This window comes from Micrococcus sp. H39-S4 (assembly GCF_027158145.1).
In the GTDB taxonomy this organism is placed as follows: Bacteria; Actinomycetota; Actinomycetes; order Actinomycetales; family Micrococcaceae; genus Micrococcus; species Micrococcus luteus.
On sequence record NZ_JAPVLT010000005.1, the window covers coordinates 23153 to 46725 of the forward strand.

Genomic DNA, 23573 nt, shown 5'->3' on the forward strand with positions numbered 1-23573 from the left:
GGCCCGCGCGTCGTCATCCGGGGACGCCCAGACCGGGGCGCGGCACGCGGCCCCTAGCCTGGTGTGCATGACTGAAGACCCCCGCGAGAAGATCCTGGCCTTCGGCACCGCCATCTCGGAGGGCGCCGCCGACATCCCCGGCCTGGACCACTGGCGCTCGCTGCCGATCGCACAGGCGCCGTCCTGGGCGGACGAGGCCGACCACCGCGCCGCCGTCGCCGAGCTGAGCGCCCTGCCCCCGCTCGTCTTCGCGGGCGAGGTCGACCTGCTGCGCGCCCGTCTGGCCGACGTCGCCCAGGGCCGCGCGTTCCTCCTGCAGGGCGGCGACTGCGCCGAGACGTTCGCCGGGTCCACCGCCAACCGGATCAGCGCCCGGGTGAAGACCATCCTGCAGATGGCCGCAGTGCTGACCTACGGCGCCTCCATGCCGGTCGTGAAGATGGGCCGGATCGCCGGCCAGTTCGCCAAGCCGCGGTCCTCGGACACGGAGACCCGCGACGGCGTCACGCTGCCCAGCTTCCGCGGCGAGATCGTGAACGGCTACGAGTTCACCGAGCAGGCCCGCCGGCACGACGCCCGGCGGATGGTGCAGGCGTACCACACCTCCGCCTCCACCCTGAATCTGGTCCGCGCCTTCACCCAGGGCGGCTTCGCCGATCTGCGCAGCGTGCACCAGTGGAACCAGGGCTTCATGGCCAACCCGGCCTACGCCCAGTACGAGGAGATGGCCGCCGAGATCGACCGCGCGGTCCGCTTCATGAACGCCGCGGGCGTGGACTTCGAGGCCATGCGCCGCACCGAGTTCTACTCGGCCCACGAGGCGCTCCTGCTCGACTACGAGCGCGCCCTGACCCGCGTGGACTCGCGCAGCGGCGACCCCTACGCCACGAGCGCCCACTTCCTGTGGATCGGCGAGCGCACCCGCCAGGTGGACGGCGCCCACGTCGACTTCCTCTCCCGGGTCCGCAACCCGATCGGCGTGAAGCTCGGCCCGACCACCACGACCGCGGACGCCCTCGAGCTCGCGGAGCGGCTGGACCCGGAGCGCGAGCCGGGCCGCCTGACCTTCATCACCCGCATGGGCGCGGAGCGGATCCGGGACGTGCTGCCCGGCATCGTCGAGGGCGTCCGGGACGCGGGGCTGGAACCGGTGTGGGTCACCGACCCCATGCACGGCAACACCGTGACCGCGGCCAACGGCTACAAGACCCGCCGGTTCGAGGACGTGATGGACGAGGTCAGCGGCTTCTTCGAGGTGCACCGCGAGCTCGGCACGCATCCGGGCGGCATGCACGTCGAGCTGACCGGCGACGACGTCGCCGAGTGCCTGGGCGGCTCCGACCCGATCAACGAGGCCGACTTCGACGCCCGCTACGAGACGCTCTGCGACCCGCGGCTGAACCACCAGCAGTCCCTGGAGATGGCGTTCAAGGTCACCGAGGCCCTCTCGCACCCCGAGCGTCGCGCGCCGCGGGCCTGACCTCGCGGCCGGGCACGCCCCGGCTCAGCCGACCCAGACGTGGACCGCGGTGCCCTCGGGCAGGGCGGTCCCGGCGGCGGGGGACTGGTGCAGGACCCGGGACTCGCCCCGGCCGGCGAGCGGCAGCGGCAGGCGATGCACGCGGGCGTCCCAGCCGTCGTCCGCCAGCGTCGTGCGCGCCGTCTCCGGATCCTGCCCGGTCACGTCCGGCACCGGGCGCACGGCGCGGCCCTCGGAGAGCACCACGCGGACCGCGGTGCCCGGCGTCGCCTGCTCGCCGGGGGCCGGGTGCTGCTCGATCACGGCCCCGGCCGGCACCGCGGGATCGGTGCGGCGCTCCGCGACCTCCACGGTGAATCGGGCGTCCCGGGCCACGCCGTGGGCCCGCCGGATCACGACGCCGGTCAGGTCCGGCACCGGCACCGGCGCGGGGCCGGCGGAGACGGTGAGCTCGACGGGGGTGCCGCGCCCCGCCGGCTCCCCGGCCGCGGGCGAGCTGGCGACGACCGTGCCCTCCGTGCGGAGTTCGTTGTGCCGGGCCGTGACCGCCGCGGTGAAGCCCGCGGCGGTCAGCCGTTCCTCCGCCGCCTCCCGGGCCAGCCCGTCGAGGTCGGGGACCACCGCCACGCCACCGACTCCGAGGCCGCCGGAGCCCAGCGTCCAGCCCAGCAGCAGGGCGACGCCGGTGAGCAGCAGGGTCACGGCCGCGCCGATCGCCGCGGCCCGGCCGGTGCCCTGGCCGAGGTCGAGGGCGGGGCGGCGGGCCGCCCGACGCAGCCGCCGCGGGGACTCGCGCCCCGGATGCCGGTCCGCCGGAGCGGGGTCGAGCCCGAGCGGGCCGATCGGCTCCGCCGGATGCGCGGCGGGCCGCCGGTCGGCCCCGCGCGTCGCCGCACGGGTGTCGATGACGTCGGTCATGTCCGCGTCGAGGTCGGACTCGGCCAGGGCGGGGAGCACGCGCGTCGCGTGGTGGTCGCCGGCGTCGAGGGCCCGGGTCTGCAGGTTCCCGTCCGGGGCTGCGTCCTCAGGGCCATCGGCGGCGGGGGCGGCCACCGCCGGCTCCGCGCCCGGACCCTCGGCGGGGTGGCGGTCCGGTTCGTCGGGGTCTAGGCCCGCCGCCACGGCGTCGATGCGGTGCAGGAGCTCGCCGGCACCGGCGGGCCGGTCGGCCGGGTCCGGCTCGGTGCACCACAGCACGAGGTCGTCGAGGTCCTCGGGGAGCCCGGGGTGCAGCGTGGACGGCACGGGGACCCGCTCGTGGACATGCCGGTAGGCGACCTGCAGCGCGGTCGCCGCGGTGTACGGCTGGCGGCCCGTGAGCAGCTCGAACAGGATGATGCCCACGGCGTACACGTCGGAGCGGGCGTCGGCGGGCGCCCCGGCGATGTGCTCGGGGGCGAGGTAGGCGGGCGTGCCCACGACGGCCTGCCCGGCCATGGTGTGGGCCGTGGCGGCGCGGGACAGGCCGAAGTCCGCGACCGTCACCCGGCCGTCGTCGCGGACGAGCACGTTCTCGGGCTTCACGTCCCGGTGCACCAGCCCGGCGCGGTGCGCGGCGGCCAGGCCGTCGACGAGCGGACGCAGGAACCGCAGCGCCTCCCGGGGCGAGAGCGGTGCACGGTCCCGGATGACGGTGCGCAGCGTGCGGCCGGGCACGTGCTCCATCACGAGGTAGGCCAGCACGTCGCCGTCCTCGGCCTCGGTGTGGCCCTGGTCCAGGACCGCGACGACGTGGGGGTGGGACAGCCGCGCCGTCGTCTTGGCCTCCTGCTCGAACCGGCCGACGAGGACGGGGTCCTCCGCCAGGTGCGGGTGCATGACCTTGAGCGCCACCTGGCGGTCGAGACGCTCGTCCACGGCCAGGTAGACGGTGGACATGCCGCCCCGGGCCAGCCGCTCGACGACCCGGTAGCGGCCGTCGACGATGCCCCCCACGAGGGGGTCCCGGCGTGCGCTGCTCATCGTCCCAGGGTAGGACAGGCGGCGGACCCCCTCGGGGCGGCCCGCCGCCGGCGGATCAGAACATCGCCATCGCGGCGCGCACCTTGGCCACGTAGTCCCGTGCCTCCGGGTTCAAGCCGCTGTCCAGCACTCCGCCGAGGCCCTGGTAGTAGGCCCCGATGCCCTGGTCGAGGGTGGGGGTGCGGTCCTGCACGTACTTGATGAACGCGATGCCGGCCACCGCGTTGTCGTGGGGGTCCAGCAGGTTCAGCTCGCGGCCCACCAGCTCCGAGGCGAACTCGCCCGTGATCGGGATGACCTGCATCGCCCCCACGGCGTTGCCGGGGGAGACCGAGGCCATGCGGAAGCGGGACTCGGTGTACGCGTGGCCCAGGGCCAGGCGGGGGTCCACGCCCATCCGCTCGGCGGTCTCGCGGATGATCTGCTGCATCTGCTCGGGGGTGGGCTGCGGGACGGAGCGCAGCAGGCGTAGGTTCTCGTTCGCCGAGGCCGTGACGTGCGGCGCGTAGGTGCGCCCGAGGAAGGTGTCGCCGACCGCCTGGACGGCGGAGACCGGCTCCACCTCGAGGGTGCCGTCGGAGATCACGAGCACGTCGCCGGGGTGCAGCGTCGAGGCCCGCGTCAGGCCGTTGAGCTCGCGCAGACGGGGGATGGAGACCTCGAACCGCTGGGAGATCCCCCAGAGGGAGTCGCCGGAGACCACGGTGTACCGGACCGTCCCGCCGGCCGCCGCCGGGGCCGTCGACGCCGGCGCGGAGGCCGGGGTCGTGGCCGGGGCGGTCGACGCGGGGGTCTTCGGTGCGGCGGCCGTGCGCTGCGTGGTCAGGACCATGCCCGGGTGGAGCATGCTCGACGCGCTCATGCCGTTGAGCCGCTGCAGCTGCGCGGCGGAGACGCCGGTGCGGCGGGCGATGATCCACCACCCGTCGTTCGGCTGCACCGTGTAGGTCCCGACGGCCGGGGCCGGGGCCGCCGCGCCGGTCAGGCGGAGCTCGTCACCCGGGTAGAGCACGGTCTCCAGGCCCAGGCCGTTGAACCGCAGCAGGTCGGCGACGGAGACGCCGCGGGCGGCCGAGATCCGGGTGAGGGTGTCGCCCGGGCGCACGGTGTGCACCGCAGCCTCCTGGGCGTGGGCCTGGGCGGGCAGACCGGTGAGCAGCAGCAGGGGCACCGCGCCGCCGGTCAGGACGGAGCGCAGGCGGCGGGAGCGGACGGGGTGTGGGACACGGCAGACCTCGGCATCGGATCGGACGGATGGAACACGACGGGGAAGTGACGGGCGGGACCCGTGGCCCCCCGCGGTCGACCGACGACGTCGGCGCCCGGCCGTGGAGCCTCGGCGATGTTATCGGAATGTGATCTTCGTGACCATACCGAGATCCATGCCGTCCGGGGCGCGGTGGGCCGGGCCCGTCGGCGGCCACGTAGGCTGGCGCCCGTGAGCACCACTTCCTCCGACACCCCGGTCCCCGCTGACGCGATCCCCGCCGAGCTCGACGCCCTCGTGGGCGAGTGGCTCTCCGTGCCCGACGTGGCGGAACACCTCGACCAGCGCGTGACCCGCGTCCACAACCTCGTGCATGATCGCCGCCTGCTGGCCGTGCGTCGTCCCGAGCCCGCGGTGCGGTCCGTGCCGGCCCTGTTCCTCACCGAGACCGGCGTGCTCGACTCCCTGCAGGGCACGCTCGTGCTGCTGGCCGACGCCGGCTTCTCCGACGAGGAGGCCCTCCGTTGGCTGTTCACCGAGGACGAGTCGTTGCCCGGCCGGCCCATCGACGCACTCCGGGACGGCCGGAAGACCGAGATCCGGCGCCGCGCCCAGGCCCTGGCCTGGTGAGCCGGCCCCGCGGGCGGTCATCCGCCCGCGGGGTCCGTGCCGCTCAGTGGCGGCGCGACGTGTAGGCGTCGATCAGCCGCGTGAGCTCGGCGCTCACGTCCTCGGGGACGCCGTGCGCGAGCAGGCCCGCCACGGCCCCGGCCGCCTCATGCGAGAGCGCCGCGACCCGCTCTTCGACGGCCCGGCGTGCGCCGCACGCCTCGAGGACGGCCTGCCAGTGGGCCACCCGGTCCGCGCCGAGGTCCGGGTCGCCGAGGTCCGCGTCGAGCGCGGCGGCCTCGTCCGGGGCGAGCAGCTCGACGGCGCGGGCGATGAGCACCGTCTGCTTCCCCTCCCGCAGGTCGTCGCCCGCGGGCTTGCCCGTGGTCGCCGGATCGCCGAACACGCCGAGCAGGTCGTCGCGGTACTGGAAGGCCATGCCGAACGGCAGCGACACCCGGGCGAACGCGGTCACCAGCCCGTCGTCCGCCCCCGCCAGCAGCCCCCCGAGGGCGAGCGGGTGCACCGCCGAATAGCGCGCCGACTTGTGCTCCACGACCGCCTCGGCGGCCGCCTCGGCCTCGCGGGCACCGCGCGCCGCCGGGGCCATCTCGGCCACCACGTCGAGGTACTGACCCGCCATCACCCCGAAGCGCATCCGCTCGAGCTCGGCCCGCGCCCGGTCCTCCCGGGGGGTGCCGGCGAGGACACGCGCGAAGGCCGTCTCGCTCATCCCCAGGGCGACGTCGCCGGCGAGGATCGCGGCGGAGACGCCGAAGTGCTCCGCAGCGTGGCGCCAGCCCGCCTCCCGGTGGAGGGACTCGAAGCGGCGGTGCACGCTGGGCATCCCGCGGCGGGTGTCCGAGCGGTCCAGGATGTCGTCGTGGATCAGCGCCGCGGCCTGGAACAGCTCGAACGCCGCGCCCGCCTCGGCGATGCGGGGGTCCTCCGCCTCGCCACCGGCCGCCCGCCAGCCGAGCCAGGCCAGGACGGCGCGCAGGCGCTTGCCGCCCGCGGTCAGGTCCGCGATCGCGTCCACGAGGGGCGCCGTCAGCGGGTGGACGTCCCGGGCGAGGTCCCGGTGCTCCGCCAGCAGGCGGTCGAGGGCGTCGGCGACGGCGGCGCGGAAGCGGTCCTGGTCGGCGGGACGGGGGCGGGGGACGGCGACGTCGGCGGGCATGGCCCCACCCTAGCCGCGCCGCGCGACGGATCGCCGGTCCCGGATAGGCTCGGTCCATGTCCGAGACCGCGCCCGCTGCACCCCGCGAGGAGGCGACGATCCTGCACGTGGACATGGACGCGTTCTTCCTGTCCGTCGAGCTGCGCGAACGGCCCGACCTCGAGGGGCGTCCCGCCGCCGTCGCCGCCCCGAGCGGCCGGTCCGTGGTGCTCTCCGCCTCGTACGCGGCGCGGGCCTACGGGGTCCGCTCGGCGATGCCCCTGGCGCACGCCCGCGCCCTGTGCCCGCCCCTCGTGGTCATCCCGCCGCGCCAGCAGCTCTACCGGGCCGTCTCCGCCGAGGTGATGGCCGTGTTCGCGGACGTGACCCCCGTGATGGAGCAGCTCAGCGTGGACGAGGCGTTCCTCGACGTCGCCGGCGCCCGCCGCCGGCTCGGCCCGCCCGAGCACATCGGCCACCTGATCCGGGAGCGCGTCCGCTCCGCGCTGGGGCTGCCGTGCACCGTGGGCGGCTCGGCCGTGAAGTTCGTGGCCAAGACGGCGTCCACCGCGGCCAAGCCCGACGGCCTGCTGATCGTGCCGCCGCAGCGCACCCTGGACTTCCTCCATCCGCTGCCCGTGGGCCGGCTGTGGGGCGTGGGCCCCAAGGCGGCCGAGCGGCTCGCCCGGCGGGGGGTGGCGACCATCGGTGACCTCGCCCGGGTGGACCCCGCGCGGCTGGAGGCGTCGTTCGGGGCCGCCGGCCGGGAGTGGGCGTCGCTCGCCCGGGGCATCGACCCGCGTCCCGTCGCCCCGCGCCCGGCGGCCCGCAGCATCGGTGCGGACCACACCTTCGACGTCGACCCCGTCGACGTCGCGGGCGTCGACCCGGAGGTCCTGCGCCTCTGTCACCGGGTCGCGGCCCGGCTGCGCGCGGAGCAGGTCACCGCCGGGGCGGTCACAGTCCGCCTCAAGGCGCCGGACGGGTCCGTGCGCAGCCGCACCGCCCGCCTCGCCCGGCCCACCGCCACGGGCCACGACCTCCTCGGCCCGGCGCGGCGGCTCGTCCGCGAGCTGCACGCCGAACGGCCGCATCCGGTCCGGCTCGTGGGCGTGCGCGCCGAGCGCCTCGGGGACGAGGCCGATCAACCCCCGGCCCAGGAGGCGCTCTTCGGCGGTCCCGCCTGGGGGACGGAGGGCGAGGCGTCGGAGGCGGGCGACTGGGCCGGTGCCGAGGCCGCCCTGGACGCCGTCGCCCGGCGCTTCCCGACGGCGGCCGTGCGGCCGGCGTCGCTGCTGGGTCGCCGCGAGGCCCGCGCCGACGCCCGCCGGGACGCGCCGCGGCCGGGCCCCGGAGGCCCGGACCGGGAGTGAGGGGTTCCGGGGCCGGCGACGTCGCCACCTGGCTAGGGTGGGGCGGCAGGTCCTATCCTGGAGGGCAAGTCGGACGCGCGGGCGTCCCCTCCCGGTCCCGGAGGTGTCGGAGGCCGCGTTCGAAGGAGTCGCCATGCCCCTCTCAGAGCATGAGCAGCGGATGCTGGACCAGCTGGAGCAGCAGCTGCGCACCGAGGACCCCCGGCTGGCCACCCAGATGGCGGACACGGGGCGGCATCGGCTGCCCGTGGGTCGCGTCGTGGCCGGGGCCGTCCTCGCCGTGGTCGGGCTGCTCGTCGTGGTCCTCGGGGTCGCCAACCACGCGATCCTCCTGGGCGTGCTCGGCGTCGTCGTCATCGGGGCCGGCATCTTCCTGCTGACCACGCGGCCCCGCGCTGTCGCCTCCGGGGCCTCGGGCCCGGAGGCCCGCCGGTCGGGCGCACCGCGACGGCAGGGAGGCGGCGACTTCATGGGCCGCCTCGAGCGGCGCTGGGACGAGCGGCGCGCCGGAGGCGACTGAGCGCCTGGCCCGCCGGGCCCCCACTATCCTCCACTCCAGGCCCCGATCCGCTCCGGATCGGGGCCTTTCCGCTGCCCGAGGCTCCGTCGTCGCCGCGGCCCTCCACCGGGGCCCACCGGTCCTCCACTTCCCTCCACGGCGACACCGGTCCCGGGATCCGCGGGATGGCGCGCCGGACCCGGGGGCCTCGACACGCCCGTGGCGCCGTGACCCGCGTTCCGGGGTTGAGGGTGGAGGGAAGTGGGGTAATGTGGAGGAAAGGAGAGAGCATGGGTCCCGACCTTGGTCGGGAGGGACCGCTCGACGAGCCAGGGGGTGTGCCGTGTTCTTGGGCACGTACACCCCCCGGCTCGACGAGAAGTCCCGGCTGATCCTCCCCGCCAAGTTCCGCGAGGAGCTGGCGGAGGGGCTGGTCCTGACCCGGGGTCAGGAGCGCTGCGTCTACGTGTTCAGCGCTCGTGAGTTCGAGCGGGTCCACGAGCAGATGAGGTCGGCTCCACTGTCCTCCCGCCAGGCCCGTGACTACATCCGCGTCTTCCTCTCGGGGGCGTCGGACGAGGTCCCGGACAAGCAGGGTCGGGTGACCGTGCCGGCGCCGCTGCGGCAGTACGCGGGGCTGGACCGGGACGTGACCGTGATCGGCGCGGGGACGCGAGTGGAGATCTGGGACTCGGAGTCCTGGAACACCTACCTCGCCGAGCAGGAAGCCGCCTTCTCCGAGACCGACGAGGACGTCCTGCCCGGCGTCTTCTGACCGTGACCACCCGACCTCGAGCGAGACCTCCAGCCGACGCCGCCGCACCTGACCCGTCTTCCCCTGGGCCAGGCGTGGCGGCGGACGGATGGGGATCCCGCCCGAGGTCCGCCAGGACCGCGATGTGAGCAGGAGGTCGAGAGTGGACGCAGGCCAGCCGCGCCCCGAGGACCGCCACCTGCCCGTGATGCGGGACCGCGTCGTCGACCTCCTCGCCCCCGCCGTCCAGGCCGCGCTCGAGGCCGGCCGCACGCCCGTCGCCGTCGACGGCACGCTGGGCATGGGCGGGCACACCGAGGCCCTGCTGACCCGGTTCCCCCACCTGCGCGTCATCGGCATCGACCGCGACGTCCACGCCCAGGCCATGGCCGCCGAGCGCCTCGGCCCCCTCGCCGACCGTCTGATCCCCTTCCACGGCACCTACGACCGGGTGCCCGAGGCCATGGCCGCCGCGGGCGTCACGAAGGTCGATGCCGCGCTCTACGACCTCGGCGTGTCCTCCTATCAGCTGGACGACCGGGAACGCGGCTTCGCCTACTCCTACGACGCTCCGCTGGACATGCGCATGGACGACACCGCCGAGCGCTCCGCCGCGACGCTCGTGGCGGAGCTGGACGAGCAGGAGCTGCGCCGCATCATCCGTCGCGACGGCGAGGAGCGCTTCGCCGGCCCCATCGCACGGGCCATCGTCCGGGCCCGCGCCGAAGCCCCCATCGAGACCACCGGCCGCCTCGTCGAGGTGATCCGCTCGGCCGTCCCCGTCGCCGCGGGGGCCACCGGCGGGCACCCGGCCAAGCGCACCTTCCAGGCCCTGCGCATCGCCGTGAACGAGGAGCTCGACATCCTCGACGCCGCCGTGCCCGCCATCCTCGACGCCCTCCACGTGGGCGGCCGCCTCGTGGTGATGAGCTACCACTCCCTCGAGGACCGCATCACGAAGCGGCATCTGAGCGCGTGGGCCACGTCCACGGCGCCCCCGGGGTTCCCGGTGGTGCTGGAGGAGCACGAACCCGTGGTGCGGGTGCTCACCCGCGGCACCGAGAAGCCCACCGAAGAAGAAATCTCAGAGAACCGTCGCGCCTCCTCCGCGAAAGTGCGTGCGGTTGAGAAGATCAGGACGTCCAGGACCACGGCATGACGCTGCACGAGGAGATGAGCATGGCCGCACACGCACGGATCGCAGAGTCGCTGCGCCCCGGGTCGACCCCCGTCGCCCCCGCGCGGCCGGCTCCGCAGGAGCGCACGCCGCTCTCGGTGGTGCCCGCCCCGCTGCCCCGATCCCGCTCCGGGGTGACCGTGCTGTGCGTCCTCGTGGTGCTCGCCGCGCTCGCGGCGGTGCTCGTCATGAACATCACCATGTCCAACCGGCAGTACGCCCTCCTCGACCTGCGCCAGGAGCAGCAGGCCGTCACCGAGACCAATGAGCGGCTGGCCGAACAGGTGGGCCACCTCGAGGCGCCGCAGAACCTGGCCGCGCGCGCCGACGCCCTCGGGATGGTCGCCCCCGCCGGCACCGCCTCCGTGGACGCGGGCACGGGCGAGTTCAGCGGCGAGGCCCAGGCGGCCCAGGACGGCGACGTCTCCGCCACCTACGTCGCGCCGCCGGCGGACGCGGACGCGGTCCGCCAGGGGGCGTCCGACGACGGCCAGGACGAGATCGAGGGACCGCGCACCTTCAGCGGCGAGGACGCCTCCGCCGCCGACCAGGACGCCGCCGACCGTTGATCGACCGTCCCGCCTCGCACCTTCCCCGCGGCGGATCGACGGTCGGGCCCGCTCCCGGGCACCCCGCCGTGCGCACCCGCATCCTGCTGCTGCTCGTCCTCGTCCTGCTCGGCGGGCTCGCGCTGCGGCTCGTCTACGTGCAGGGCATCGACCCCACGGGGCAGGCCGCGGCGGCCATGGATCAGCGCCTGACCCACCAGGAGACCCTGCCGCAACGCGGGTCCATCCTGGACCGTGACGGCGACGTGCTGGCCGCCAGCGTGCGCCGATACGACATCGTCGTGGACCAGCGCCTCGTCAAGGACTTCAACGAATGGGACCGCGAGGCCCGGAAGACCGTGCTCGTGGACGTGGACTCCCGCCTGGCCAGCCTGGCCGAGGTGCTCGGCATGACGGAGGAGGAGGTGCGCGAGGCCACCATCGGCTCCCGCCCGTACGCCGTGGTGCGTCGCTCCGTGACCCCGGAGGTCCGGGACAAGGCCATGGCGCTCAACGTGCCGGGCCTGCTCTCCGAGGCGGTGGACCGCCGCACCTACCCGAACGGGTCGGTCGCCGGCAGCATCATCGGCTTCATGGGCGGTGACGGCACCGCCCTCGAAGGCCTCGAGCTCAGCCAGGACGACGTCATGACCGGCACCCCGGGCACCCGCACGTTCGAGGTGGGCGCGGACGGCATCCGCATCCCCAACGCCCCGCTCGAGGAGGTTCCGGCCGTGGACGGCGCCGACCTGCGCCTGACCGTGGACAAGGACGCCCAGTGGTTCGCGCAGGAGACCCTCGGCGCCCTCGCCGCCGAGTACGACGCGGAATGGGCGAACGCCGTCGTGATGGACGTGAAGACGGGCGACGTGATCGTCATGGCGGACTCCACCACGGTGGACCCCGCCGACCCCGACGCCACCGAGGGGAACTTCCGCACCTCCACCGTGATGAGCACCCCGTACGAGCCGGGCTCCACGGGCAAGGCGCTGCCGATCGCGGCCGCCGTCGACGCCGGGAAGGTCACCGCCACGGACGGCTTCACCGTCCCCAGCAGCCAGGACTTCGACAGGCAGACCATCCGGGACTTCTCCCCGCACCCGACGTTCGACATGACCGTGGCCGGCATCTACGCGCGCTCCTACAACACGGGCACGGTGCAGATCGCCGAGAAGATCACGGACGAGCAGCGCTACGAGTACATGCGCTCCTTCGGCGTCGGCCAGCCCATCGACCTCGGCCTGCCGCAGCAGGCGGGCAGCGTCCTCGTCCCGCCCGAACAGTGGGACGGCCGCCAGCGCCTGACCACGGCCTTCGGCCAGGGCTACACCCAGACCACCCTGCACACCGCCCAGATGTACCAGGCCCTCGCCAACGACGGCGTGCTGATCCCGGCCCGGCTGATCGACGCCACGGTGGACGGCGACGGCGCGGAGAAGCGCTGGGAGTCGTCCGCGGAGCCCCACCGCGTGGTCTCCGAGGAGACGGCGGCGCAGATGCTCCGCATGATGGAGACCGTCGTGACGCAGGGCACCAGCAAGGCCGCCGCGATCCCCGGGTATCGCGTGGGCGGCAAGTCCTCCACCGCCGAGGCCGCGAGCGACACCGGCACGTACGACGGCTACAACCTCGGCTTCACCGCCGTCGCCCCGCTCGACGACCCCCGCTTCGTGGTGTCCGTGTCCATGCATCGGCCGCCGTCGAAGCAGGGCTCCCGGGACGTGTCCGTCGCGGCCGCCACGATCATGGAGTACATGCTCCGCCAGGCGGACGTGCCCGCCACCGGAGCCGAGCCGAACGACTACCGCGTCTTCGTGGACGATCCGCAGGACCGGCCGTGGTGACCCACGCCTCCGGCCCCGAGCACCCCAGGAGCACCCCCATGACCACCCCGAGCGACCCCCCTGCGCCGCTGACCCCGGCCGAGCAGGACGCCGCCTTCCGGCCCTCCCACACCCCCGCCGCGCCCTGGCCCGCCCTCGCACACGCGCTGGCCGAGGCGGGGATCGCGGCCCACGTCCACGGCGCGGCCCCGGCCGACGGCGTCACGGGGGTCAGCCTCGACTCGCGTGTCGTGCGCCCGGGCGACCTCTACGTCGCCGTTCCGGGGGCGCGCGCCCACGGCGCGGCGTTCGCGGCCACGGCGCTGGAGGCCGGGGCCGTCGGCGTCCTGACGGACGCGGCGGGCCGCGCGCTCCTGGCGGAGCAGGGCCTGGTCGACGTCCCGGTGCTCGAGGTCGACGCCGTGCGCACCGCCGCCGGCACCGTGGCGGCCCGCGTCTACGGCGGCGGGGGCGACGCCGGCCCGCGCCTGGTCGGCGTGACCGGCACCAACGGCAAGACCACCACGAGCTTCCTCGCCGCCGCCCTGCTTGAGGCCCTGGGGCGCCGGTCGGGCATCGTGGGCACGATCCTGATCCGCGCGGGGGAGCGGGAGGTCCCCTCCACGCTCACCACGCCCGAGGCCACCCAGCTGCACGCCCTCATGGCGCTCATGCGCGAGGAGGAGGTGGACACCGCCGTCATGGAGGTCTCCTCCCACGCCGTGGCGTACCAGCGGATCGCCGGCCTGCGCTACGCGGTGGCCGGGTTCACCAACCTGACCCAGGACCACCTGGACATGCACGGCTCGATGCAGGAGTACTTCGCGGCCAAGGCCGGTCTGTTCGACCCCGCCCGCACCGACCACGCCGTCATCACGCTCGACGGCGGCGAGGGGCCCCGCTGGGGCGTCGCCATGGCCCGGGCCGCCGGCGCTCCCGTCACCACGCTCGCCCTCGGGCCGGCCGCGCCGACGCCGGGCGCCCTGGCCGAACACGACCCCGGCCTCCGGGCGGACTGGGAGGTCGCCGAGCTCGCGCCGGACGGCCTCGGCCATCGCTTCACGCTGCGCCACGCGGCCACGGGCCGGGAGCTGCGGGCCTCCGTCGGTCTGCCGGGCCGCTTCAACGTGGCCAACGCGGCCCTCGCGGTCCTGCTCGTGCTGCACGCCGTGGGGGAGGAGCACCTGGACGCGCTCGCCGCCGTCCTGGACGTGCCCGCGGGCGAGGGCCCTCTGGCCGCCGCCGTCCCGGGACGGATGGAGGTCGTGGGCCGCGAGCCGGACGCCGTCGTCGACTTCGCGCACAACCCGGACGGCATGGTCCAGGCGCTGCGCTCCCTCGCCGACGCCCGGGCGGCGGCCGGGACGCGCGGCCGCACCCTGATCGTGTTCGGCTCCGCCGGTGACCGTGACCGTGACAAGCGGCCCGTGATGGGCGCGATCGCGGCCCGGGCGGCGGATGTGGTGATCGTCACCGACGACACCCCCCACTCGGAGGACCCGGCCCCGATCCGTGCCCACATCCTCGCCGGCGCCCGCGCCGAGGCCGACCGCATCGCGCGGGAGGAGGGCCGCACGGTCGTGATCGAGGAGGTGGCCGACCGTGCCGCGGCCATCCGCCGCGCCGTGGAGCTGGCGGGGCCGCAGGACGGCATCCTCCTGGCCGGCCGCGGGCACGAGACCACGATGGACTACGACGGCGAGCTCGTCCCGCTGGACGATCGGGTGGCCCTCCGCGAGGCCCTGGCAGCCCGTGTCGCGGCGGCCTCCGCCTCGGGCTCCGGCCCCGCCCGCGAGGGTAAGGTCATCGAGTCATGATCGCTCTCACCGCAGCCCAGATCGCCGAGGCCGTGTCCGGCACGCTCTCGGCCACCCTCGACCCCGCCACCGTGCTGGTGCACGTCACCCCCGACTCGCGGGAGGTCACCGCCGAGGGCACGCTCTACGTGGCGAAGCCGGGGGAGCGCGCCGACGGCCACGACTTCATCGACGCCGCGCTGGGCGCCGGCGCCGCCGCTGTGCTCGCCGAGCGCGCCACGCACGCCCCCGACGGCGCCGCGCACCCGGCGATCCTCGTGGAGGACGCCGTGCTCGCGATGGGCGCGCTCGCCCGGGAGGTCGTGCGCCGCGTCCGGGAGCACTCCCCGACCACCGTCATCGGCATCACCGGCTCGGCCGGCAAGACCACCACGAAGGACCTGCTCGCCGCCCTGCTGGCCACCCAGGGCCCCACCGTCGCACCGGTCGGCTCGTACAACGGCGAGGTCGGCGTGCCGCTCACGGTGTTCCGGGCGGAGCTGGACACGCGCTTCCTCGTGGTCGAGATGGGCGCGGACCACGTCGGCAACATCGCGTACCTCTGCGACCTCGTGCGCCCGGACATCGGCGTCGTGCTCATGGTGGGCACCGCCCACGCGGGCAGCTTCGGCGGCGTGGCGAACATCGCACGCACCAAGGGCGAGCTCGTGGAGGCCCTCGGCCCCGACGGCATCGCCGTCCTCAACCTCGACGACGAGCGTGTCGCCGGCATGGCGGCGCGGACCGCCGCCCCGATCACCTGGTTCACCGCGGACGAGCGGGGCGTCGCCCGCGCGGCCGAGGACGTGGCCGCCGGCCGTGCGTCGGGCCTCGTCGCCGCACGGGACGTGCACGCCGACGACCAGGAGCGCCCCGTGTTCGACCTGCAGGTCGGGACGGAGGAGGCCGCCCTGCGGCACCCGGTCGCCTCCGGACTGACCGGCCTGCACCACGTGCACAACGTGCTGGCCGCCGCCGCGGCCGCCCACGCCGCCGGCATGGACCCGGCCGAGATCGCCCGTGGTCTCGACGGGCTCGGGCCCGCCAGCCGCTTCCGGATGGAGCGCACCGACCGCGCGGACGGCGTCACGGTCATCAACGACGCGTACAACGCCAACCCCGAGTCCATGCGCGCCGCGCTCCGGACGCTGGCCACCCTCGGCCGCTCCAGCGGCCGCCGCACCTGGGCCGTCCTGGGGGAGATGCTCGAACTCGGCGATGCCCGCGTCCGTGAGCACACCCTCGTGGGCGAGTCCGTGGTGCGCCTGAACATCGCCCAGCTGCTGGTGGTGGGCGCCGGAGCCCGGCCGCTCTACATCGGCGCCCTCAACGAGGGCAGCTGGGGCGAAGAGGCGCACTTCGTCGACGACGCCGCGCAGGCCGAGGCGTTCCTCACCGAGCACCTGCGCCCCGGCGACCTCGTCCTCGTCAAGTCCTCCAACGGCGTCGGGCTCGCGGCCCTCGGCGAGCGCCTCGCCACGGCCGACGCCGTCGCCGCCCCCTCCGCCTCCCCGAAGGAGTCCCGACCGTGATCGGACTGCTCATCGGCGGCGTGCTCGGCCTGGTCCTCTCGGCCGCCGGCACCCCGCTGTTCATCCGGTTCCTCGTCAAGCGCGGGTACGGCCAGTTCGTCCGCGACGACGGCCCGACCACCCACAAGACCAAGCGCGGCACGCCCACGATGGGCGGCGCGGTCATCATCGGGTCCCTCGTGCTGGCGTATCTGATCACCCACGGGCTGCTCGCGGTGCTCGGCGTCGACTTCGGCGGGCCCACGGCCTCCGGCCTCATCCTGTTGCTGCTCACCGTGGGCATGGCCTTCGTCGGGTTCGTGGACGACTTCACGAAGATCACGAAGCAGCGCTCGCTCGGCCTGACGCCGCGCGGCAAGATCATCCTCCAGGCCCTGATCGGCACCGCCTTCGCCGTCCTCGCCCTGAACTTCCCGGACGAGCGGGGCCTGACCCCCGCCTCGACGGCGATCTCCTTCGCCCGGGACGTCCCGTGGCTCGACCTGGCCTTCGCCGGACCCGCGATCGGCGTCATCCTGTTCGTGATCTGGTCGAACCTCATCACCACCGCCACCACGAACGCCGTGAACCTCACGGACGGCCTCGACGGGCTCGCCACGGGCGCCACCGCCATGATCACGGGCGCCTACGTCCTGATGTCGCTCTTCCAGTCGAGCCAGTCGTGCGCGCTCGAGGGCACCCGCGGCTGCTACGAGGTCCGCGACCCCATGGACCTCGCCCTGCTCGCGGCGATCCTCACGGGCAGCCTGCTGGGCTTCCTCTGGTGGAACACCTCCCCGGCCAAGATCTTCATGGGGGACACCGGCTCCCTGGGCCTGGGCGGCGCCCTGGCCGGCTTCGCGATCTTCACGCGCACCGAGATCCTGGTGGCCGTGCTGGCCGGCCTCATGGTCGCGATCACCCTCTCCGTCATCATCCAGGTGGGCTGGTTCAAGGTCTCCGGCGGCAAGCGCGTGTTCCTCATGGCGCCGCTGCAGCACCACTTCGAGCTCAAGGGCTGGGCCGAGGTGACCGTCGTGGTCCGCTTCTGGCTGCTGTCCCTGATGTGCGTCACCGTGGGGCTCGCGATCTTCTACGGCGACTGGCTCATCCGCCAGGGCGGCCTCGCGGGGGTGACCCCGTGACCGGCCCCGCGTCCGACGCCGCGCCCGCACCGGTGCGCCGGCCCCGCGCCGACACCGCCCGCACCGCCGACCTCACGTCCTGGGACGCCCCGGGGTGGGCCGGCCTGCGCGTCGTCGTCACGGGCCTGGGCGTCACCGGCTTCTCCGTGGCCGACACCCTGGCCGAGCTGGGCGCCGCCGTCGTGGTGGTGGACGGCGACGACGGCCCCGAGAACCGGGCGCGCGCCGAGACCCTGCGGATCGTGGGGGTCCGCGAGGTCCTGCTCGACCGGGCGGCCACGCAGGCGCTGCCCGAGGTCGACGGCGCCGCCGCGGACCTCGTCGTGACCTCCCCGGGCTGGCGTCCGGACCAGCCGCTGCTGATGGCCGCCCACGCGGCGGGCCTGCCGATCTGGTCCGACGTCGAGCTGGCCTGGCGGCTGCGCGAGCGCGCCGGCCGGAAGACCGCCGACTGGGTGTGCCTGACGGGCACGAACGGCAAGACGACCACCGTGACGATGGTCGAGGCCATCCTGCGGGCGGACGGCCGTCGGGCGGTGGCCTGCGGCAACGTCGGCACCCCCGTGCTCGACGCGATCCGCGACCCGGAGGGCTTCGACGTGCTCGCCCTCGAGCTCTCCAGCTTCCAGCTGCACTGGACGCACGGACTGGCGCCGGCGTCATCGGCGGTGCTGAACCTGGCCGAGGACCACGTGGACTGGCACGGCTCGATGGACGAGTACGCCGCCGCCAAGGGCAAGGTGTATGCGAACACGCGGGTGGCCTGCGTGTTCAACGAGCAGGACCCGCTGACCCGCACCCTCGTGGAACGCGCGGACGTCCAGGAGGGCTGCCGCGCGATCGGCTTCACCACGGACACCCCGGGCCTGTCCGACATCGGCGTCGTGGACGGGATCCTCGTGGACCGTGCGTTCCTGGACAACCGGCGTCACGAGGCGATCGCCCTGGCCGAGCGCGCCGACCTGGGCCCGGTGGCGCCGCGCCACACCATGGCCAACGCGGCCGCCGCGGCGGCGCTGACCCGGGCCGTCGGGGTGAGCCCCGCGGCCGTGGCCGAGGGCCTGCGCGCCTACGACCGCGGCGAGCACCGCATCCAGCTCGTGGCCACCTCCCGCGACGTCATGTGGGTCAACGACTCCAAGGCGACGAACCCGCACGCCGCGGACGCGTCGCTGGCGGCGTTCAGCTCCGTGGTGTGGCTGGCCGGCGGCCTGCCCAAGGGCGTGACCTATCACGAGCTGGTGGCCGCGCACGCCGACCGGCTCCGCGCGGTGGTGCTCCTGGGCAGGGACACCTCGGCCCTGCGCGCGGCCCTGGCCGCGCACGCCCCCGAGGTCCCCGTCCACGCCCCCCTCACCGCGGCCGACGGCACCGGCCCCGCCGACGGCGCGGCCGTGATGGCCGAGGCGGTGCGCGTGGCCGACGGCCTGGCCCGCCCCGGCGACACCGTGCTCATGGCGCCCGCCGCGGCGTCGATGGACCAGTTCCGCTCCTACGCGGCCCGCGGCGAGGCGTTCATCGAGGCCGTCGCCGGGCTGATGCGCGAGCACGGCTGGGACGTGCACGACGACGCCGCGCCCGACGCCGACTGACCCGCCGCCCACCCGACCGTCTCGCTTCCCCCGTGAGGAGGGCCATGTCCCCGATCGAGCTCCGCCCGGTCCGCCCCCGCGCGGACGACGACGCCCCCGAGCACCGGGAGCGGCTCCTGCGCCGGATGTGGCGGGTCCTCGAGGGTCGCCGCGCCCTCGACCTGTCGGTCCTGCTCATCAGCGGCTGCACCGCCCTGCTCACGGTGCTGGGCCTCGTGATGGTGCTCTCCTCGTCCTCCGTCGAGGCGATCGGCACCGGCGGCGGCTCGTACGCCCTGTTCCTGCGCCAGACCGCCTGGGCGGTGGCGGGCGTGGCGGCCCTGCTCGTGTTCTCGCGCCTGCCGGTGCGCGTCTTCAAGGCGCTCGCCTGGCCGGCGTTCGGCGTGGCCGTGATCCTGCTCGCGCTGGTCGCGTTCTCCCCGCTCGGGGTCACCGTGGGCGGCAATCGCAACTGGCTCGGCATCGGCGGGTTCCGGATGCAGCCCTCCGAGGCCGCCAAGCTCGCCCTGGCCCTGTGGGCGGCGGCGGTCCTGGAGCGCAAGCACCGCCTTGTCACCCAGGTGCGGCACGCGCTGATCCCGGTGCTGCCCGGCGGCCTGTTGCTGCTGGTCCTGGTGATGGCGGGCAGCGACCTCGGGACCGCGATCATCCTCGCGCTCGTGCTGGCCACGGTGCTGTACGTGGCCGGCACCCACTGGGGGGTCTTCCTCACCTTCCTGGCGCTGAGCGTGCTGGGCATCCTGGCCCTGACCCTCCTCGCCCCGCACCGCATGGTCCGGGTGCAGGCCTGGCTGGGGGACTGCTCCGACGCCACCGACCCCTGCTTCCAGCCGGCGCACGGGATGTACGCCCTGGCCTCGGGCGGCTGGTGGGGCGCGGGCCTCGGCCAGTCCCGCCAGAAGTGGAGCTACATCCCGGAGGCCGAGAACGACTTCATCTTCACCATCCTCGGCGAGGAGCTCGGGCTCGTGGGCACGCTGGTGGTGCTGCTGGCCTACCTCGGCCTGGCGATCGGCATCTACCGCGTCGCCGCCGGGACCACGTCCACGTTCATCCGCCTGTCCACGTGGGGGATCCTGGCCTGGCTGGTGGGTCAGGCGTCCGTCAACATCGCGATGGTCTCCGGGATCATCCCCGTGGTGGGCGTCCCGCTGCCCTTCATCTCCTATGGTGGTTCCGCGCTCACCCTGTCCTTGAGCGCGGTCGGCATCGTGCTGGCCTTCGCCCGCCACGAGCGCCGCCGTGCCGCGCAGCCCGACGCCCGCCCGCAGACGGACGAGCCGGACACCGACCCCCTCCCCGTGATCCCCACCCCCGCCCTCCAGGAGCCCCGATGACGCAGACCCCTCATCCCTCCGGACCCCTGCGGGTGGTGCTGGCCGGCGGCGGCACCGCCGGCCACATCTCCCCGATGCTCGCGATCGCCCGCGCCCTGGAGGGCGACGGCGGCGGTCCCGTCAAGTGCACCATGGTCGGCACCGCCTCCGGCATGGAGACGCGTCTCGTCCCCGAGGCGGGCTACGAGCTCGACCTGATCGACCGGGTCCCGATGCCGCGCCGCCCGTCGATGGACGTCGTCCGCTTCCCGGCCCGCATGCGCGCCGCGGTCGCCACGGCGGCCCGGATCCTGCGGGACCGGCGCGCCGACGTCGTCGTGGGCGTGGGCGGCTACGTCGCCACCCCCGTGTACCTCGCCGCGTTCCGGGCCGGTGTGCCCGTGGTGGTCCACGAGGCCAACGCCCGCCCCGGCCTGGCCAACCGCATCGGCGCCCTGCGGGCCACGCACGTCGGCACCGCCCTGCCGGATACCCGCCTCCGCGGCGCCCGCTGGGTGGGCATGCCGATGCGCCCCGAGATCTCCGGCCTGGACCGGGCGGCCGCCGGCCGTGCCGCCCGTGAGGCCCTCGGCCTCGACCCGGACCGGACCACCGTCGTGGTGACCGGCGGCAGCTCGGGTGCGCTGGCCGTGAACCGCACTGTGCGCGCCGCGCTGGGCGACCTCCTCGACGCCGGTCTGCAGGTCTTCCACCTGACCGGGCGGGACAAGGCCCTCACCGAGGACGACGGCAGCCTCCTGGTCCGGGACGGCTACGTCCAGCGGGAGTACCTGGCGGGCATGGAGCAGGCCTACGCCGCCGCCGACCTGATCGTCGCCCGCTCGGGCGCCGGCACGGTCTGCGAGGTGTCCGCGGTCGGCCTGCCCGCCGTCTACGTCCCCCTGCCCATCGGCAACGGCGAGCAGGCGCTCAACGCCCGCCCCGTGGTGGAGGCGGAGGGTGCGCTGCTCGTCCGCGACGACGCCTTCGGGCGCGCGTGGGTGCAGCGTCAGCTGATCCCGCTGGCGACCGACCCCGAGCGTCTGGCGCGCATGGGGGAGGCGGCCGCCCGCTTCGGCGTCCGGGACGCGGACGTCACCATGGCCGGCCTCGTGCGCTCGGCCGCCCAGGAAGGAGCCCGGCGATGAGCCGCGACGAGAGCACCCGTCCCGCGGCCGAGGGCCGCTTCGCCGACCTGGGCCGCGTGCACCTGCTGGGGATCGGCGGCGTCGGCGTGTCGGGGGTCGCCCGCATCCTCCAGGAGCAGGGCGTCGCGGTGTCCGGCTCCGACGCGAAGGACCTGCCCGTGATGCGCGAGCTCGCCGCGGGCGGCGCCCGGATCACGGTCGGCTACGACGCCGCGCACCTGGGCGAGGACGTCACCACGGTGATCGCCTCCTCGATCGCCGGGCCGGGCAACCCGGAGCACGACGCCGCCGTGGCGCGCGGACTGCGCGTGCTGCACCGTTCCGAGGGCCTCGCCCTGGCCATGCGCGGCCACCGGGTGCTGGCCGTCGCCGGCACGCACGGGAAGACCACCACGTCCTCCATGGCCGCCATGGCCTTCTCCGACGCCGGCTGGGACCCCACGTTCGCCGTCGGCGCCGCCGTCGCCGGGCTCGGCACCAACGCCCGGGCGGGCCGGGGCGAGTGGTTCATCGCGGAGGCCGACGAGTCCGACGGCACCCTGGTGAACTACCCGAGCACGATCGGGATCGTCACGACCGTGGAGGCCGACCACCTGGACCACTACGGGACCGAGGAGGCGGTGCACCAGGTCTTCCGGGACTTCGCGGGCGGGCTGCCGGCCGCCGCCCAGGGCGGGGTCCTCGTGGCCTGCCTCGACGACGCCGGCGCGGCGGACCTGGCCGCGTGGGCCCGTGGCCACGCGGCCGCCGACGTCGTGACCTACGGCTCGGCGCCCCGCGACGGCGTGGCGCCGGACCTGCTGGTCACCGACCTCGCGGTGGAGCCGGGCGAGACCGGAGTGGGCCAGCGCGCCACGTTCCGGATGGCGGACGGACCGGAGCGCACCCTGCACCTGCAGGTGCCCGGCCGGCACAACGCGCTGAACGCCGCCGCCGTGGTCCTGGCCGCCGTCCGGGCGGGCATGGCCTTCGAGGCCGCCGTGCGGGGCGTCGAGGCCTTCCGGGGCACGGCCCGCCGATTCGAGTTCCGTGGCGCCGCGCGCGGCGTGCGGGTCTTCGACGACTACGCGCACCATCCCACGGAGGTGGCCGCCGCGGTCTCCGCCGGCCGTGCCGTGGCCGGTGACGCCCGCGTGCACGTCCTGTTCCAGCCCCACCTGTTCTCCCGCACCCGGGACTTCGCCGCCGAGTTCGCCGCCGCCCTCTCCGGGGCGGACGTGGTGCGCGTGCTGCCCGTGTACGCGGCCCGGGAGGAGCCGATGCCCGGCGTCGACTCGTCCCTCATCGCCTCCCGCCTCACCACGGGTGCCGCCGAGGACCGCGTCGTCGCCGAGGACCGCGCCGAGGCGGTGCGCTCGCTCGCGGCGGGCGCCACGGCCGGCGACGTCGTCCTCACGATGGGCGCGGGGGACGTGACCGCCCTGGGCCCGGACCTGCTCGCTGAGCTCGGCCGGGACGCGGCGCTCAGCGTCGCCCACCCGTGAGGCGCGGCCACGGGACGCCGCCGGTCGCACCGGCCGGGGCCGACGCCTCCACCGTCGTCCGGTTCCCGGGGCGCACCGCGCGCCGGCGCCGCGCCACGCGCTGGGGTGTGGCGGCCGCGGTGCTCGCGGTGCTGGGCGCCCTGGGCTGGGTCGTGCTCTTCTCGCCCGTGCTCGCGGTGCACCGCGTCGAGGTCACCGGCATCCGCCATGTCTCCGCCACCGCCGTCCAGGAGCGCCTGGAGCCCGTGTACGGCGTGCCGCTGTCCCGCGTCGGGGCCGGCCGTGTGGGCGAGCTGGTCGGCGGTCTGCCCGGGGTGGCCGAGGTCCATACCGTGCCCCGCCTGCCCACCGGCCTGGAGGTCGTGGTCCGGGAGCACGAGGCGCGGGCCCGGCGGGACGGTGACGACGGCGCGCAGCTGCTGCTCGCGGACGGCACCGTCCTGACGAGAGTGCCGGAGGAGCGGCTCGAGGGCGAGGACCTCCCCGCGTTCTCGGAGGAGCTGGCGCAGCGGGCACAGGAGGAGCGCGCCGAGGTGGCCGAGGTGCTGGCCGCCCTGCCGGAGCCTGTGGCCGATCGTGTCGAGACCGCCGACTCCCGGGGCCCGGGCCAGGTCCGTCTGGCGCTCGAGGGCGGGGTGACCCTGGTCTGGGGCGACGCGCAGGACGCCGGCCTCAAGGGGTCCGTGGCCGAGGCGTTCCTGGCGGACGAGCGGCACGGGTCCGCGGCGGGCGGCGTCGCCGAGATCGACGTCTCCGTTCCCACGCGGCCGATCACGCGCTGAACCGGGGCCACAGAAGTCTCCAGTAGAACGTGAAGGTGAAGGTCGGGGCGCGGGGCCTCGAGCGGGTCGGGGTGCCATCACCACGGCGGCTGGTCCTTATAGTTTCACGTGAAGGTTGAGTTGGAGGCCGTCTTTTCCGCGTAGACACGCCGTTTTCTTTTGCACGTGACGCGGGCCTCCCAGTACGGTGGACCCGAACGCGCGCGAG

Annotated in this window: 19 protein-coding genes; 16 read left to right on the top strand and 3 right to left on the bottom strand. The window is 75.1% G+C overall.

Annotated features, from left to right (window positions below; all coding sequences use genetic code 11):
- Nucleotides 1-67 precede the first annotated feature (67 nt).
- Nucleotides 68-1480, top strand: a complete 1413-nt coding sequence (locus O3T09_RS06420; protein WP_002854593.1) for a class II 3-deoxy-7-phosphoheptulonate synthase — start codon at nt 68-70, stop codon at nt 1478-1480.
- A gap of 24 nt (nt 1481-1504) precedes the next feature.
- Here the strand turns inward: O3T09_RS06420 and pknB are convergent, their stop codons facing one another.
- Both pknB and O3T09_RS06430 read right to left on the bottom strand, forming a co-directional pair.
- Entirely contained in the window at nt 1505-3442 is a 1938-nt protein-coding gene (gene pknB, locus O3T09_RS06425; RefSeq protein WP_223247544.1) for a Stk1 family PASTA domain-containing Ser/Thr kinase, read from the bottom strand.
- Nucleotides 3443-3497: 55 nt separating this feature from the next.
- Complete coding sequence (locus O3T09_RS06430; protein WP_269295447.1) at nt 3498-4613, bottom strand: LysM peptidoglycan-binding domain-containing protein; 1116 nt, start codon at nt 4611-4613, stop codon at nt 3498-3500.
- A gap of 267 nt (nt 4614-4880) precedes the next feature.
- Here O3T09_RS06430 and O3T09_RS06435 point away from each other — a divergent pair, with 267 nt between their 5' ends.
- Nucleotides 4881-5279, top strand: a complete 399-nt coding sequence (locus O3T09_RS06435; RefSeq protein ID WP_044659490.1) for an Rv2175c family DNA-binding protein — start codon at nt 4881-4883, stop codon at nt 5277-5279.
- A 43-nt stretch (nt 5280-5322) separates the two neighbouring features.
- Here O3T09_RS06435 and O3T09_RS06440 read toward each other — a convergent pair whose 3' ends face one another.
- The gene (locus O3T09_RS06440; RefSeq protein WP_036384567.1) at nt 5323-6438 is read right to left on the bottom strand and encodes a polyprenyl synthetase family protein; all 1116 of its coding nucleotides are present in this window, start codon (nt 6436-6438) and stop codon (nt 5323-5325) included.
- 56 nt (nt 6439-6494) lie between these two features.
- Between O3T09_RS06440 and dinB the strand changes: the two genes are divergently transcribed.
- The 14 genes from dinB (at nt 6495) to O3T09_RS06510 (ending at nt 23365) form a co-directional block, all read left to right on the top strand.
- The gene (gene dinB / locus O3T09_RS06445; RefSeq protein ID WP_269295448.1) at nt 6495-7790 is read left to right on the top strand and encodes a DNA polymerase IV; all 1296 of its coding nucleotides are present in this window, start codon (nt 6495-6497) and stop codon (nt 7788-7790) included.
- Nucleotides 7791-7923: 133 nt separating this feature from the next.
- Nucleotides 7924-8310, top strand: coding sequence for a DUF3040 domain-containing protein (locus O3T09_RS06450; RefSeq protein WP_012750919.1), 387 nt, complete (start codon nt 7924-7926; stop codon nt 8308-8310).
- Between the two features lie 322 nt (nt 8311-8632).
- Nucleotides 8633-9064: a division/cell wall cluster transcriptional repressor MraZ gene (mraZ, locus tag O3T09_RS06455; protein WP_044659496.1), complete on the top strand. Its 432-nt coding sequence runs from the start codon at nt 8633-8635 to the stop codon at nt 9062-9064.
- 142 nt (nt 9065-9206) lie between these two features.
- Nucleotides 9207-10202, top strand: coding sequence for a 16S rRNA (cytosine(1402)-N(4))-methyltransferase RsmH (gene rsmH / locus O3T09_RS06460; protein WP_095694689.1), 996 nt, complete (start codon nt 9207-9209; stop codon nt 10200-10202).
- A gap of 20 nt (nt 10203-10222) precedes the next feature.
- Complete coding sequence (locus tag O3T09_RS06465; protein ID WP_230956246.1) at nt 10223-10789, top strand: hypothetical protein; 567 nt, start codon at nt 10223-10225, stop codon at nt 10787-10789.
- Between the two features lie 68 nt (nt 10790-10857).
- Nucleotides 10858-12612, top strand: coding sequence for a peptidoglycan D,D-transpeptidase FtsI family protein (locus O3T09_RS06470; protein ID WP_269295449.1), 1755 nt, complete (start codon nt 10858-10860; stop codon nt 12610-12612).
- 38 nt (nt 12613-12650) lie between these two features.
- Nucleotides 12651-14408, top strand: coding sequence for a Mur ligase family protein (locus O3T09_RS06475; RefSeq protein ID WP_144862065.1), 1758 nt, complete (start codon nt 12651-12653; stop codon nt 14406-14408).
- A complete protein-coding gene (locus O3T09_RS06480) occupies nt 14405-15919 on the top strand; it encodes a UDP-N-acetylmuramoyl-tripeptide--D-alanyl-D-alanine ligase (RefSeq protein WP_144862063.1) in 1515 nt (504 codons plus the stop codon). The genes O3T09_RS06475 and O3T09_RS06480 overlap by 4 nt, the downstream gene beginning before the upstream one ends.
- Nucleotides 15916-17043, top strand: a complete 1128-nt coding sequence (mraY, locus tag O3T09_RS06485; RefSeq protein ID WP_036341564.1) for a phospho-N-acetylmuramoyl-pentapeptide-transferase — start codon at nt 15916-15918, stop codon at nt 17041-17043. Before O3T09_RS06480 ends, mraY begins: the two co-directional genes overlap by 4 nt.
- Nucleotides 17040-18635, top strand: a complete 1596-nt coding sequence (murD, locus tag O3T09_RS06490; RefSeq protein ID WP_060973594.1) for a UDP-N-acetylmuramoyl-L-alanine--D-glutamate ligase — start codon at nt 17040-17042, stop codon at nt 18633-18635. The genes mraY and murD overlap by 4 nt, the downstream gene beginning before the upstream one ends.
- 44 nt (nt 18636-18679) lie before the next feature.
- Nucleotides 18680-19972 (top strand): putative lipid II flippase FtsW, encoded by a 1293-nt coding sequence (gene ftsW, locus O3T09_RS06495; RefSeq protein WP_144820191.1) that lies wholly within the window; start codon nt 18680-18682, stop codon nt 19970-19972.
- Nucleotides 19969-21099: an undecaprenyldiphospho-muramoylpentapeptide beta-N-acetylglucosaminyltransferase gene (murG, locus tag O3T09_RS06500; protein WP_144820190.1), complete on the top strand. Its 1131-nt coding sequence runs from the start codon at nt 19969-19971 to the stop codon at nt 21097-21099. Before ftsW ends, murG begins: the two co-directional genes overlap by 4 nt.
- Nucleotides 21096-22583, top strand: a complete 1488-nt coding sequence (gene murC, locus O3T09_RS06505; protein WP_144820189.1) for a UDP-N-acetylmuramate--L-alanine ligase — start codon at nt 21096-21098, stop codon at nt 22581-22583. The genes murG and murC overlap by 4 nt, the downstream gene beginning before the upstream one ends.
- Nucleotides 22580-23365, top strand: a complete 786-nt coding sequence (locus O3T09_RS06510; RefSeq protein WP_239664496.1) for a cell division protein FtsQ/DivIB — start codon at nt 22580-22582, stop codon at nt 23363-23365. Before murC ends, O3T09_RS06510 begins: the two co-directional genes overlap by 4 nt.
- The last annotated feature ends 208 nt before the right edge of the window (nt 23366-23573 follow it).

Coding starts and splice junctions, on each gene's coding strand:
- O3T09_RS06420 (WP_002854593.1), top strand. CDS start 68: ATGACTGAAGACCCCCGCGAGAAGATCCTGGCCTTCGGCACCGCCATC.
- pknB (WP_223247544.1), bottom strand. CDS start 3,442: ATGAGCAGCGCACGCCGGGACCCCCTCGTGGGGGGCATCGTCGACGGC.
- O3T09_RS06440 (WP_036384567.1), bottom strand. CDS start 6,438: ATGCCCGCCGACGTCGCCGTCCCCCGCCCCCGTCCCGCCGACCAGGAC.
- dinB (WP_269295448.1), top strand. CDS start 6,495: ATGTCCGAGACCGCGCCCGCTGCACCCCGCGAGGAGGCGACGATCCTG.
- O3T09_RS06450 (WP_012750919.1), top strand. CDS start 7,924: ATGCCCCTCTCAGAGCATGAGCAGCGGATGCTGGACCAGCTGGAGCAG.
- O3T09_RS06465 (WP_230956246.1), top strand. CDS start 10,223: ATGGCCGCACACGCACGGATCGCAGAGTCGCTGCGCCCCGGGTCGACC.
- O3T09_RS06475 (WP_144862065.1), top strand. CDS start 12,651: ATGACCACCCCGAGCGACCCCCCTGCGCCGCTGACCCCGGCCGAGCAG.
- O3T09_RS06480 (WP_144862063.1), top strand. CDS start 14,405: ATGATCGCTCTCACCGCAGCCCAGATCGCCGAGGCCGTGTCCGGCACG.
- ftsW (WP_144820191.1), top strand. CDS start 18,680: ATGTCCCCGATCGAGCTCCGCCCGGTCCGCCCCCGCGCGGACGACGAC.
- murG (WP_144820190.1), top strand. CDS start 19,969: ATGACGCAGACCCCTCATCCCTCCGGACCCCTGCGGGTGGTGCTGGCC.
- murC (WP_144820189.1), top strand. CDS start 21,096: ATGAGCCGCGACGAGAGCACCCGTCCCGCGGCCGAGGGCCGCTTCGCC.